This is a genomic window from Pseudomonas sp., assembly GCF_033723075.1.
Lineage (GTDB): Bacteria > Pseudomonadota > Gammaproteobacteria > Pseudomonadales > Pseudomonadaceae > Aquipseudomonas.
The window spans coordinates 289,419-302,310 of record NZ_JAWVXU010000001.1; the positions used below are offsets into that span (position 1 = coordinate 289,419).

Annotated in this window: 14 protein-coding genes; 4 read left to right on the forward strand and 10 right to left on the reverse strand. The window is 60.9% G+C overall.

The window, feature by feature from the left end; all coding sequences use genetic code 11:
• Nucleotides 1-67: 67 nt before the first annotated feature.
• Nucleotides 68-346 carry a hypothetical protein gene (locus tag R3355_RS01380; protein WP_318959739.1) on the reverse strand — a complete coding sequence of 93 codons (279 nt, stop codon included), beginning with the start codon at nucleotides 344-346 and terminating at the stop codon, nucleotides 68-70.
• 606 nt (nucleotides 347-952) lie between these two features.
• Here R3355_RS01380 and R3355_RS01385 point away from each other — a divergent pair.
• The 4 genes from R3355_RS01385 to R3355_RS01400 all read left to right on the forward strand — a co-directional run bounded on the left by R3355_RS01385 (nucleotide 953) and on the right by R3355_RS01400 (nucleotide 5,414).
• Nucleotides 953-1,639: a TIGR04211 family SH3 domain-containing protein gene (locus tag R3355_RS01385; protein WP_318959740.1), complete on the forward strand. Its 687-nt coding sequence runs from the start codon at nucleotides 953-955 to the stop codon at nucleotides 1,637-1,639.
• A gap of 1,024 nt (nucleotides 1,640-2,663) precedes the next feature.
• A complete protein-coding gene (locus R3355_RS24255; RefSeq protein WP_413243475.1) occupies nucleotides 2,664-3,275 on the forward strand; it encodes a methyl-accepting chemotaxis protein in 612 nt (203 codons plus the stop codon).
• A 5-nt stretch (nucleotides 3,276-3,280) separates the two neighbouring features.
• The gene (locus R3355_RS01395; protein WP_318959742.1) at nucleotides 3,281-4,126 is read left to right on the forward strand and encodes a nitrate- and nitrite sensing domain-containing protein; all 846 of its coding nucleotides are present in this window, start codon (nucleotides 3,281-3,283) and stop codon (nucleotides 4,124-4,126) included.
• Nucleotides 4,127-4,136: 10 nt separating this feature from the next.
• Entirely contained in the window at nucleotides 4,137-5,414 is a 1,278-nt protein-coding gene (locus tag R3355_RS01400) for an EAL domain-containing protein (RefSeq protein ID WP_318959743.1), read from the forward strand.
• Nucleotides 5,415-5,473: 59 nt separating this feature from the next.
• Here R3355_RS01400 and R3355_RS01405 read toward each other — a convergent pair whose 3' ends face one another.
• The 9 genes from R3355_RS01405 to R3355_RS01445 all read right to left on the reverse strand — a co-directional run bounded on the left by R3355_RS01405 (nucleotide 5,474) and on the right by R3355_RS01445 (nucleotide 12,888).
• Nucleotides 5,474-6,214, reverse strand: coding sequence for a Crp/Fnr family transcriptional regulator (locus tag R3355_RS01405; protein ID WP_318959744.1), 741 nt, complete (start codon nucleotides 6,212-6,214; stop codon nucleotides 5,474-5,476).
• 203 nt (nucleotides 6,215-6,417) lie between these two features.
• A complete protein-coding gene (gene gdhA, locus R3355_RS01410) occupies nucleotides 6,418-7,758 on the reverse strand; it encodes an NADP-specific glutamate dehydrogenase (RefSeq protein ID WP_318959745.1) in 1,341 nt (446 codons plus the stop codon).
• A gap of 437 nt (nucleotides 7,759-8,195) precedes the next feature.
• Nucleotides 8,196-8,615, reverse strand: coding sequence for a group 1 truncated hemoglobin (locus R3355_RS01415; RefSeq protein WP_318959746.1), 420 nt, complete (start codon nucleotides 8,613-8,615; stop codon nucleotides 8,196-8,198).
• Nucleotides 8,616-9,476: a DUF3034 family protein gene (locus R3355_RS01420; protein WP_318959747.1), complete on the reverse strand. Its 861-nt coding sequence runs from the start codon at nucleotides 9,474-9,476 to the stop codon at nucleotides 8,616-8,618.
• Between the two features lie 254 nt (nucleotides 9,477-9,730).
• Nucleotides 9,731-10,960: a diguanylate cyclase gene (locus R3355_RS01425; RefSeq protein WP_318959748.1), complete on the reverse strand. Its 1,230-nt coding sequence runs from the start codon at nucleotides 10,958-10,960 to the stop codon at nucleotides 9,731-9,733.
• 127 nt (nucleotides 10,961-11,087) lie between these two features.
• A complete protein-coding gene (locus R3355_RS01430) occupies nucleotides 11,088-11,411 on the reverse strand; it encodes a DUF2834 domain-containing protein (RefSeq protein WP_318959749.1) in 324 nt (107 codons plus the stop codon).
• Nucleotides 11,412-11,496: 85 nt separating this feature from the next.
• The gene (locus R3355_RS01435) at nucleotides 11,497-11,895 is read right to left on the reverse strand and encodes a GFA family protein (protein WP_318959750.1); all 399 of its coding nucleotides are present in this window, start codon (nucleotides 11,893-11,895) and stop codon (nucleotides 11,497-11,499) included.
• A gap of 2 nt (nucleotides 11,896-11,897) precedes the next feature.
• Nucleotides 11,898-12,428: an MAPEG family protein gene (locus tag R3355_RS01440; protein ID WP_318959751.1), complete on the reverse strand. Its 531-nt coding sequence runs from the start codon at nucleotides 12,426-12,428 to the stop codon at nucleotides 11,898-11,900.
• Nucleotides 12,429-12,522: 94 nt separating this feature from the next.
• Entirely contained in the window at nucleotides 12,523-12,888 is a 366-nt protein-coding gene (locus R3355_RS01445; RefSeq protein ID WP_318959752.1) for a cupin domain-containing protein, read from the reverse strand.
• Nucleotides 12,889-12,892: the final 4 nt, after the last annotated feature.

Genomic DNA, 12,892 nt, shown 5'->3' on the forward strand with positions numbered 1-12,892 from the left:
TGTTCCCGTCTCCATCAATGCGCTCTGAGCGGCGGTGAAAAAACTCTCGCCCACTGCGGCGCCGCGCTCAGCCGAACTTCTCGTCATAGACCCCCGGGGTCATGCCGGCACTGACCAGGCTTTCGCGCAGGTGCTTGATTTCCTGCCTGCTGCACACATTGCTGTGGTGCGGATGGTGCAGAAAGAACTCGTGCTGGTTCAACACCACACGAAAACGCGCACCGAGAATAGGTTCGATGGTGGCACCGAGGTGATGCAGCAAAGACTCGACCTCACGCCAGTGGACGTTGCTGGGCAACGGCCCCTGGAAAATCGAGTGCAGGAGGCTCTGGTGTTTGTGGCTCATGGCTCAACCTCATATCGACTGCTCGGCTACTCCTAGGATAGCGGAGTGCACGGTTGCGCTTCATTAGCTCAAGGGTCAATGGTCGCCAAGCGACCTCAGGGCGCAAGCAGCAAGCCGGCGCGGGCCCCAGCCGAGCGTCGATGAAGCGCCCTTCTTCACCGAGGAGCCGCGCCCGCCAGCCGGAATGCTGACCCTGGCGCGCGACTGCCACTGCAGGGCATGAAGGGCTGCAGTCGGTCGCGCTCTGCCAGTCGCCGCCGCCCGTTTCACGCAGTTTCTGCCTGGCGTGCCTCGCACCCTCCCCTTTGCAGCCCGTCACAGATGGGATCCTGAGCATCTGGCAAAATACCTCCCTGCCGGCTAGCTGCAGGAAACAGCCAAGCCTCGGGCCCGTAAGTGAACCCGAGGCAACTCGAAGTGTCTGTCATCTTGGGATGGCACAACGGGCCAGGAGCCCCTCCCGGGAGTAGGGTCTCTCCCCAGCAAGCCGCGATCTGCAAAAGCCGTCGCTACGGCTTGCTGGCAGGGCCTTATCAGTCTATTGCTCCAGCGTTTACTGCTCGGCCATCGGAGCCTTATCTTTTCCTCTTTATATGTGAAGTCATCATGTCCTTATCTCGTTATCTGCCTGCACTTGCCTCTCGTCTTGCCAGCCTTCAGCTCAGTGCGCGGCGCCGCGCCTTGGCTGCCGGCCTGCTCGGCGCCTTGCTCGCCGTCTGCAGCCCGGTCCATGCCCAGGAGGCCGCCGGCAATGAGCGCTGGGTCAGCGACAGTCTGAACACCTATGTACGCAGCGGCCCGACTGACGGCTATCGCATAGTCGGCACCCTAACGTCCGGACAGAAGGTCGAGCTGATCAGTACCCAAGGCGACTACAGCCAGGTCCGCAGCGAGGCCGGCAGCAGCGTCTGGATTCCCAGCAGGGACCTGCAGGACATGCCCGGCCAGGCCGAGCGTTTGCCGCAACTGGAGCAGCAAGTGGCCGAGCTCAGCGGCCAGCTCAAGACTATCGACGACAGCTGGAAGACCCGAATCCAGGGCCTGCAGGAAACGCTGGACACGCGCAAAGCGTTGATCGAGGAACTGCAAGCGCACCGCAAAGCCCTGGACGTCGAGCTGACCGCGACCCAATCCGAGCTTCGCACCGCGCAGGCACGCCTGGGCGATGAGAACAATCAGCTATTGATGCGCTACCTGATCTATGGCGCCAGCATCGCCGGCGCCGGTCTGCTCCTCGGGCTGATCCTGCCGGCCATGACCCGGGGCCGCAAGCGCAACGACCGCTGGTTCTGAACCCCTGCCGGACTCCGCACTGCTCCGGCCTGCGATAGCAGCAGAACGCTTCGGGGCAGTCTTCGCGGGTCCAAGCCCCCAGCGACAGTGGCCGACCGCCGAAGAGCACCGCGCCACCTATGCTGCCGCCCTCGCCAGCGATATTCGCCACCACCTCGGCGAAGGGGCCGCAGTGATCAACCTGTCCGGCCCGAAAGCGCTGATGGAAAATCCCCACGCCCGCGAACTGGGCACACGCTAACTAACGAACGGCCGAGAACCAACAAGTCGCGCGATTGAAGGCGTCTCGTCATGCGCCAGCACGACGAGTGATCTGTTGTCCTCATGGGGTGCCGACTGCCACCGTGAACAACACCGATAGTCCCTGGCATCACTCTTGCTTTCAAACAAGTCACATCAGCAGGATTCGCTCCTGCAAGGCAAAGGCGCCTGAACCCGCTGCGGCTATTTCGCAGAGGTTTCAGGCGCTTTTTTTGCGCTACCGCGTTGGAGATTCAGGCACATGAAGTGGCTTACCTACCCTGCATTCCTGCTGCTGCGCGAACTCGGCATCGTCGGCATGCTGCGCACGCTGCTGGCGATTACCCTGGCAGGCGGCGGCGCCGCACTGGCTGCGCCGACCCTGCCTGCGGGGCCGCTGTGGGCAGTGCTGGCCTACCTGGCCATTGCCAGCCTGTGGCTGCTGCTGCAGGAGATCGGGCAGTTGCAACGCTACTGTGAAGACTCCGCCCAGCATGGTGCCCAGGAACCCGTCAGCGCTGGCCAGTGGCCGTTGCTACAGCCGGTCAGCCGCGGGTTTCAACAGTGGCTGAACCGCGAGCAGCGCCAGCAACAGCTGTTGCAGCAGCGCCTGGATGAAATATCCCACTCCTCACACGAACTCGAGCAAAGCGCCGCGCTGGTGACCCGTAACGCCGAGGGGCAAAGCGAGTCGGCCACTGTCGCGGCAGCGGCGGTGGAACAACTGAATGTGAGCATTGTGCAGGTGGCGGCGCTGGCCGATGAGTCGCGGCAGACCAGCGTCATGGCCAGCGAACAGTTGGCCGAGGGGATCGGGCAGCTCACCAATCTGGTGCAACAGGTGTCCGAGATGGCGCAGCAAGCCATCACCACCAATGACCTGATCCTGCAACTGAACAGCAACTCGCGCACCATCAATGAAATGTCCGGCACCATCCGCGCGATTGCCTCGCAAACCAACTTGCTCGCCCTGAATGCCGCCATCGAAGCGGCGCGCGCGGGCGAGAGCGGCCGCGGCTTCGCCGTGGTGGCCGATGAAGTACGCCGTTTGGCCCTGCACAGCCAGGAGTCGGCGGCCGAAATCAGTCGCAACATCGAATCGGTGCAACAGCACATCAAGGATGCCACGGTGCAGGTGTCCGATCTGACCAATCTGGCCCATCGCAGTGCCCACAGCTCAGAAGCGGTGCGCACCCTGCTCGATCAGGTGCAACAGCGCACCCTGCAATTGACCGAGCAGGTGGACCAGGTCGCGGTCAGTACCGAGCAACAGGGCAAGGCCGTGGCGGAAATCGCCGAACTGGCCGATCGCGTCCGTCAGGGCAATGCCGACAACCTGCTGGCCGCCGATCAGGCGCGCACCATTGCCCACCATCTGGCTCACCTGACAGGATAATCAACATGAATGGATCCCCCCTCCTCCTCGCCAGCGCCACCGCCCTGCTCATCACCAGCCTGCTGTTCTACGGCCTGCACCGACGCCTGCAGCGGCAGAGGCGCCAGCATATCCAGTTGAACATTCAGCAACTGGCCTTGTTACGCGCGCTGATCTCCGGCTTTCAGCGTCATCGCGGCCTGAGCAATGGCGTGCTCTGCGGCGATGCCAGCCTGAGTCAGGATCTGGCCGTTGCACGCCAGGGGCTGGACCGGCATATCCACGCGGCCGAGGAACTCGACAGCACGCACCGGGACGCCTGGCACAGCCTGATCGATCACTGGTCGCGGATGCGCGAAGGGCGCAGCAGCGACCCGGCGAACAACCTGGCGCAACACCACCTGATCATCCGCAACAGCATCTTTCTGATGGAGGATGTGGCCAGCGAAATCGACCTGAGCGAGGGCCGTGCCGAGCTCGGCTACCTGCCCTGCATCTGGCGCGAGGTGGTTCAGGCGGCAGAATGGGCGGGCCAGGCGCGCGCCCTGGGCACCGGCATCGCGGCGGCCGGCCAGAGCAGTGCCGAGCAGCGCGTGCGGATGCGCTTTCTCTACCAGAAGATCGAGCTGCTGGCCGGCACGGCCTTCGCCACCCTGCAGCGCCATGCCACCGAGCACCCGCAGGCCAAGGGGATGCGCCTGGAGCATGGCGAACAGGTAGTGGCGGATTTTCTGCGCTGCATACAACAGGAGCTGCTCGGCCAGGAACGCCCCGTGATAGCCGCCAAGAGCTACTTCCAACGCGCCAGCCAAGCCATCGACGAACTGCTGGCCCTGGTCGATGCGGCGCTGGCTCAGTTACAGCCCCGCTAAGGAACAGCAGATGCTCACGACCGTCCAGTCGCTGCCCTACGACGATAAAGCAGCAGCCCGCCCGCCAATCCACGGCCTGCCGAGCGAGCCGATGATTGCCAGCCGCTATCGCGGTCTGTCACTGACCAGCCATTTCCAGCCGATTTTCAGTATCGCCCACGGCCGGGCGGTGGGCTACGAAGGGCTGATTCGCGCCAGGCATGCCGATGGCACAGCGGAGTCGCCGGCAACCCTGCTGGCGATGCCGAGCAATGGCCGGGAAAGCCTCGAGCTGGACCGCACCTGCCGGTCCCTGCATGTGCACAACTTTGCGCGCCAGGCCACGGGTCAGGCCTGGCTGTTTCTCAACTTGAACTCGCAGTACCTGGTCAGCGAGCAACCGGACATCGGTTTTACCCGCAACCTGCTGCAGGCCAGCGGCATTGCCGCACATCGCCTGGTGATCGAGATCATTGAAAGCGAAGTCAGCGACCATGCCCAACTGAAGCGGTTCATCAGCCACTTCCGCCAGCTGGGTTGCCTGATCGCCATCGATGACTTCGGCGCAGGGCATTCCAACTTCGACCGCATCTGGGACCTGAACCCCGACATCGTCAAGATCGACCGCCGCCTGATCCAGGACGCCGGCACTTCCCGCCGGGTGGAGCGGATTCTCACCGGCATCGTCAGCCTGCTGCACGAGGCCGGCAGCCTGGTGGTCGTGGAAGGCGTGGAAAGCGAACACGAGGCCCTGGTGGCCATTGCCGCCAACGCCGACATGATCCAGGGCTTCTATTTCGCCAGACCCCAGGCACGCATCGATGCCGAGCAGGGCTTTGCCACTACCTTCGATAACCTGCTGCGCGGCCAGCAGTGGCAAAACGTCAAACGCAGCGCCGACCTGCAGCACTATGCGCGCGCAATAGAAGACCTGTTTCACCAGGCCGTGGCGCATTTTGCCGCCAGCCAGCGGTTTGACCACAGCTGCGGCGTGCTCTTCAGCGACCCGCGCACGGTGCGCTGTTATCTGCTCAACGAAGCAGGTTATCAAGTCTCGCCCAATGTCTATGCCCCGCACTACCAGCAGCAGCTGAATGCGCGCTTCGCGCCCCTGCTATGCGGCGACAACGCCAACTGGTCGCACAAGCACTACCACTACCGGGCGCTGAAGCAGCCGGGGGTCATTCAGATCAGCCGCCCCTATCTGTCCGTCGCCGATTCGCGCATGTGCATCACGGTCTCGCAGACGGTCAAGGTAGGCGGCACGCTCTATGTCTTCTGTTGTGATCTGGACTGGCAGGAACAGTGATGCGATCCGCCCAGGGGTGAAGCGGCCGGCGGCGGGGGCGACAGGCTCGCCCCGCCGCCTCAGCGGCTGAGCTGGCTGCCCTGGCGCGCGGGCATGTAGTGCAGCAGGCGATCGGTTTCTTTCTTGACCACGGCATAACACTCGCAACTCAGCTGCTCGAGCCTGGGCCTATCCAGCACCTTGATATGCCCACGGCTGTATTCGATCACGCCGAGTTTCTGCAACTTGCCGGCGGCGTCGGTAACGCCTTCGCGGCGTACGCCAAGCATGTTGGCGATCAGTTCCTGGGTCATGGTCAACTGGTCGCCTGGCAGGCGATCCAGCGACAACAGCAGCCAGCGACACAGCTGTTGATCAATCGAATGGTGTCGATTGCACACGGCCGTCTGCGCCATTTGCGTCAGCAGCGCCTGGGTATAGCGCAGCATCAGGTGCAGCATCTCACCATGACGATTGACCTCGGCCGTGAACTGCTTGCCCAGCAGGCGGAAGGCGTAGCCGGCACTCTGCACGACCGCACGGCTCGGGGTGCTTTCGCCGCCCATGAACACGGCGATGCCAATCAGGCCTTCATTGCCCACCACGGAGATCTCCGCCGACGCGCCGTTTTCCATCACATAGAGCAACGAGACTATGGCGTCGGTCGGAAAATAGACGTGGCGCAAGGAGTCCCCGGACTCATACAAGATCTTGCCGAGCGGCAGGGGTATCAGCTCGAGATTGAGGAACAGTCGCTGCTGCACTTCGGCCGGCAAGGCAGCCAGAAGGTGGTTTTGCTGCGGCGCGGGCATCGCGGACATGGCGGCCACCGTTAAGGATGAAGATCAGGGCAATGACGTGTGCCTACTGCACAGGATAGTCCCAGGGGGGCCTGACTGCGTACGTTAACGCACAGATAAAAGCCCAGAGACAGGTGACCAGGATTCATCCGCGCCGTAGTGCCGCGAAGATCGTGGCCGCCCATCCCGGTACTGTCAGCCGACGGTGAATGGCCCCACTAGGTTCAAACCACGCCCTGCGCCAGCATGGCATCGGCGACTTTGACGAAGCCGGCGATATTGGCGCCTTTGACGTAGTTGACGAAGCCACTCGGCTCGGTGCCGTAGCCGATGCAGGCATGGTGGATCGACTGCATGATGGCGTGCAGGCGCTCGTCCACCTCGCCAGCCGTCCAGTGCAGGCGCATGGCGTTTTGGCTCATTTCCAGGCCACTGACCGCCACGCCGCCAGCGTTGGACGCCTTGCCCGGGGCGTAGAGAATCTTGGCCTCGATGAACAGGTCCACGGCGTCCAGGGTCGAGGGCATGTTGGCACCTTCGGCCACGCAAAAGCAGCCGTTCTTCAGCAGGCTGCGGGCGTCGTCGGCGTTCAGTTCGTTCTGCGTGGCGCATGGCAGCGCGACATCGCATGGCAGGTGCCACGGGCGCCGGCCGGCGATGAACGACAGACCGAACTGCGCGGCCATATCGCTGAGCCGCCCGCGACGCAGGTTCTTCAGTTCCATCAGATGCTGCCACTGCTCCTCGCTGAGGCCGGCCTCTGCGTACAGGGTTCCTTCGGAGTCGGACAGCGAAATCACCTTGCCGCCCAGATCCATCACCTTGCGCGCGGCGTACTGCGCCACGTTGCCGGAACCGGAAATAGCCACACGCAGGTCATCGATGGTCCGGCCACGGCCCTTGAGCATTTCCTCGGCGAAATACACGCAGCCGAAACCGGTGGCTTCCGGACGGATCAGGCTGCCGCCGTAGGCCATGCCCTTGCCGGTCAGCACCGAACTGAACTGGTTGGACAGGCGCTTGTACTGGCCGTACATATAGCCGATCTCACGGGCACCCACGCCGATGTCACCCGCCGGCACGTCGAGGTCGGCACCGATATGCCGGTACAGCTCGCTCATGAACGACTGGCAGAAGCGCATCACTTCGTGGTCGCTCTTGCCCTTGGGGTCGAAGTCCGAGCCGCCCTTGCCGCCGCCCATCGGCAGCGAGGTCAGCGAGTTCTTGAACACCTGCTCGAAGGCGAGAAACTTGAGCATGCCCAGGTTCACCGAGGGATGGAAACGCAGGCCGCCCTTGTAGGGGCCGATGGCGCTGCTCATCTGTACCCGATAGCCACGGTTGACCTGCACCCGCCCCTGGTCGTCGACCCACGGCACCCGGAACAGGATGGCCCGTTCGGGTTCGACCATGCGCTCGACAATGCCACCCTGCAGGTAGCGCGGGTTGGCCTGGAGAAACGGCCAGAGGCTGCGCAACACCTCCTCTACCGCCTGGTGGAACTCAGGCTGGTCGGGGTCGCGGTGCTTGAGGCGGGCCAGAAAATGGTCTACGGATTCGCTCATGGGACTGCCCTCGATTGACCGTGCTCATACGGTCGCTCACTGAAATGGGGGCAGCACTCTAGCAGCAGCCAAGTCACCGCAATAGGGCGACATGTCGCCTTTATGAATCTTTTGGGTGCGCAAACATAAATCACACCTGCAAGCATCAACAGGATTCAGGGGCTGACCATGGGGAGTGGCCGGCGAACCGGAGCACTTGCATTGAGCGTGGGAGGCGCTTTAGCGGCGCTGGCGCGCGGCGCTCTTGATCACGGCTGTCGCGGCTAAAGCGGAACGCCGCCCGGCCCTCCCACCAGTGTCTTGCCAGCATTGCAATATCAGTCAAAGTCGACCGTCGCGGACGCTGTGCCAGGGTACGCGGCGCTCGGCAAGCGCGCGGTTAACCTAGGCTGCGAGCCCCAACCTTCTCGGTATAAGGCCCTTGAGTGCTGGCGAGATTAGCGATCGATCACCTGCCCGCGCATCGGCGCCAGGCGGGCCAGCAAGCGGTTCTGCGCGGGCTGAGCAACGCCCTCGGCGGCCATCGCGTCCCGCAGATTTTCTACCAGGGCATTGAAGTCGCCGGGCGTGAGGTTCTGGCCTTTGTGGCTTTCTTCCATGCTGTCGCCGCTGTAGGTACAGGGGCCGCCGGCCTCGACACAAATCTGTTCGACCAACTTGTCGCGCAGACGCACGATATCGATGTTCTCGAAGTGGCGAACAATGCGCTGGTCACGCGCGATGTTGAGCAACATACCTTCGACGATGCGGGTGATGCCCACCTGCTCGCCCAAGGCGCGGTAAAGGCTGTCATCGGTTGGCGCGCGCTGGGCGCAGGCGGCCAGACTCAACGCCAGGGCCAGCAGCAGAATGCGCACTTAGAAGCTCCCCTGTATCGACAGATAGGCACCGTTCTGGCCATCCAGACTGGCGATCTCGCCAAGGCGCGCGTACGCCAGCACCACCGCCAGATTCTTGCTCGGGAAGTAACCGAGAAACAGGTCAGCCCAATCGCTCTCGCCCGCGAAGCTCAGGTTGTCCGGCTTCTCGCGGTACTCGACGCCGACCGCCCAGTGACGGTCGAGCAGCACGGCGATCGAACCCTCCTTGAGCACCGAATGTCGGTCGCGGCGGTCGCCGCCGAAGCCGAGCAGGCCCAGCTCATTGGCCCGGCTGTAGCGCAGGCCACCGTTGAGCAACAGGTTATAGCCGAAGGCGCCACCAAGGATCAGCCGGCTGGCCGCGAGATAGCCTTCGCTGTCCTCGCTGCGCTGGGCACCGACCAGGCCTGGAATGAGGAAATCCTTCTGCCTCTTATGCTGAATACCGAGGGACACCTGGGGCAACTGCTCGTATATCAGATCGCCGAACAGCCGCACTTTTACCCCGAAGATATCCTGGCTCAAGCTGTTCTGCGGCAGATTCAGGTCGCGAGCCAGGTTGCCCAGATCGAAGCGCTGGCGGGCATAAGACAGCTCCACCCGGTTGTCGAACGACGCCGCCACACCCGCGGCATCCAGGCGGTAGTCGGCCGTTACCACCCGAGTGGCGAATACATCGCCACCCCACTCGCCGCGCTCGCCATATCCGGCAAGTACCGCCCACGGGGTGATTCCGGCGCCCGCCGCACCTTCCAGACTGCTCGCCCCACCAGTGGCCAACAGACGGCCCTGGCCGGCAACGGCCAGACTGGAACACAAGCTAAATAACGCGACACCAAGCAATAGCGAATACTGCATGCGGTCAAGACACCTTCAGGACGGGAGCCGACGACAGGTAAACCAGCGGTTTGGTACTGCAGCACAACCTAATAATATCTATTACATTCAGTTAGTTATAATTTATATTGACCTGATGACTGGGAGCCTAGTGGATCACCCTTGTTCTGCAGGAGCGCGCTGTTGGTCCGGTTGCGGTGTTGCCCCCCCCCCCCCATCAACCTGACACCACAGCAACCGGGCCATCCGCGACGATGCGCGCTTTACCTCTCGTCCTAGGGGACTGGCAGAGCGGCCGAAACGGTTTCTTCACTACCGAGGCACACCTCGACCCGGTTGCGACCATTACCCTTGCAGCGGTAAAGCGCTCTGTCGGCACGGTTGATGGCGCTTGTTAGCCCATCGTCCTCGTGGAATTCGCTGACACCCACACTGATGGTGACCGCGACGGGCTGGCCGTCGAAACACCAGCGCTGCTGCATCAGCGCCAGCCGGACCCGCTCGGCACTCGCCCGCGCCTGCTCCAGGCCGGTATCCGGAAGAATTGCCAGAAACTCCTCGCCGCCCCAGCGCGCAATCAGATCCTGGCTGCGCAGCTCCGTCTTGATGACGTTCGCCACGTCCACCAGCACCTTGTCGCCGACCTCGTGGCCGTGGTTGTCGTTGATGGACTTGAAGTGATCGATATCCAGCAACAGCAGCCCGATGGGATGCCGGCTGCGCTGGAAACGTGCCAGCTCCTTCTCGGCCAAATCGAGCATATGCCGGCGGTTGAACAGCCTCGTCAGCGGGTCGGTGGCCGCCATTTCGCGCAGCTTGCGATGTGCCGAACTGACGATCTTCAGGTAGAAGAACGACAAGTAACTGAACATGGCGAATACCACGCTCAGATTGAACAGGTGCACGGCCAGCAAGGCGTCGCGGGAAATCGGCTGCAGCGGTTCGACAGTCCACATGACGACATCCAGCGTCACGTAAAACGCCCACAGTGAGACCAACGCCACAAGGGCGCCGCGCAGCGGCATGCTGAGAAACAGCGCCGGAATGAACATAAATAGATAGTAGTGAAAGCCACTGCCCCAGCCGATCAACAGCGTGCCCAAAGCGGCGTGGACGATGACCTCCGACCAGATCAGCGCAATGGCCAGCCGATTGCGACGCCTGGCCAGCGCCTGGTACGCCAGGATGTACATGGAAACACTGATGACATTGACCCAGGCCAACAAGGGAGAACCGAGGACATGAAAAAGGAAGAAAAATGCCACATCCACCGTGCCGGCAATCTGGCAACAGCGCTTGGCCACCCGCCAGAACTGCGGACGCCGCACAGAGGCGGATGCGGGTGTCGTAGACCTGTCGCTGGTGTTCATAGGCGAAATCCAAGTGCAATCCCCCAAGCCTAGGCTGCTATGGGCGGACCTGCGCGTTGATGGTGCCCAGGATTCTTCTCCTGCGGCGAAATTAGATTTAGGTTTCGGGGTGCCGATCAGGCTGATGGCGCGCATTGCCTGGCGGTTAACGCGAGCAAATCAAGAGCGACACCACGGCCAATGACGCATCGTACAGCACGCGGCGAAATACAAATTCACAGCGACTGATGCCGTCATTAATTGGAGCGATTAGAGCCGTTCGTTATGGTTTAGCTGTGCGGGACCGCTTTGCAAAGCCTCTGACCACAAGGTAAAGCAGCGGGCCAATTGAGACGAAAATAGCGGTGATGAGAAGGTATGGAATTACAGCGGCGAATGACTTGCCGCTTGATTTGTTGTCGTGGTACATCCAGACGCAGGCAAGCGCAGCCAGAATATAAAGATCGATTACCACTTGCGCGGTATCCAGGCTGGACATGAGTTGAAGGCCAAACTGAACAAGCGACTGCTCTGCCTGCGACATTGAAAACACCGTGTACGCCGTAAATGCAATCAATACGGTTAACGGCAATGCATTTTTTTTCATAAGGCCTTCCGTGGGCTGGGGTAGAACATAACGCGGTGCTCGCCCAGTAGGCGAAGCGAACGACTTGAACCACTCGCGAGAGTTTTCACGCGCGACTGGGTTGCCATTCCGGGTATGCTGGAACACCTTCATATTTAAGCCATGGGACATCCTGTGATGTCCAGATATGGGTTTGCGGGATGACACCTGGATCTTCATCAAGCGTTGCTACGCGGACAATCACATGGGATTGATGAGGGCGTTCGGCTACCAGGTGAGAGCCGCAAACTGAGCAGAAGTGGCGCAATTTACCGGGTGATGATTCAAAGGTAGAAAGCTTACCTTGGCCTTTTAACCAACGAAAATTGACTCGTTGCACTCCGGCGCTTGAGCATGCCAAGGCGGCATGTGCCTTTCTGCAGGTGGTGCAGTGACAGTGCCCAATAGGCATATCGATTGAGTCGACTTCGTACTCAACTGCACCACATAAGCAACTACCTTTCATTTTTATTCCTTGTGATTTACGTTGAACTGAAAGAGAAAGCTGACGCCAACAGCACGCGCGACTGCGCAACGGAGGCGAAGCCGCAATGCCGTAGCCGTGCCTGTAATTGCTAGGGAAGCGCCACCAGAATCTGCATGCACATTACGAACATACACACCACCCCCGACCGCATACGCCACCGTTCGCCAAGGCTGAAATCCGCCCAGGTAAAATAATGTGTGCAAATAGCGGGTCCCCGTAAATATCAAGAAGAGCCAAGCGGCCGAGTCCGGAGACGCGCCAACCAGAATATAAGCAACACCCAGCCCCAGAAACATTGGGATATTTTCAAGATCATTCAACCAGGCTCTGGCCGCTCTCTGAACCTGAGGCAGCTCCTCTCTGGAGGCCTCCCGCCCGACGAAGGCGGCATCCTCGGGGGTCTTGAAGGTCAGTTGCCCGATTCGATGAAACCCCTGATATGCGGAGACGGCAAACATCTTCAAAAACAGCAGCACTGACGCTACCGCGTACCAATAAACTGCCTCATCCATGGTTCGTCCTTAGTCCCTAATGTTTGGTCAAGGGACGGGCTTTAGCCGGTCCCCGTGCGCGAAGCGAACGATTTGAGCGTCTTGTTAGCTGTTATCAAATCCAAACATTATTTTGAGCAGTACGGTCACCGTCTTCGTGCCCAGTATTCAATACACCGCGGGGCTCAATGAGCAAGAGCTTCACTTCACTCGCGGCGAAAGGTTTGTGCTCCTTGCCCTTTGGAACTACGTACATCTCACCTTTCGATAAATTCACATGACCATCACGAAAATCAATTCGTAGATTTCCGTCCAGCACTATAAAGGTTTCGTCTGTGTCCTTATGATCATGCCAGACAAAATCACCTTCGATCTTAACTACTTTAAACTGATAGTCATTCATCTCAGCGATGACTTTTGGCGTCCATTGCTCGTCAAACAGAGCAAGCTTGTTTTCGAAGTTCAGTGCCTCATATTCCATTGAA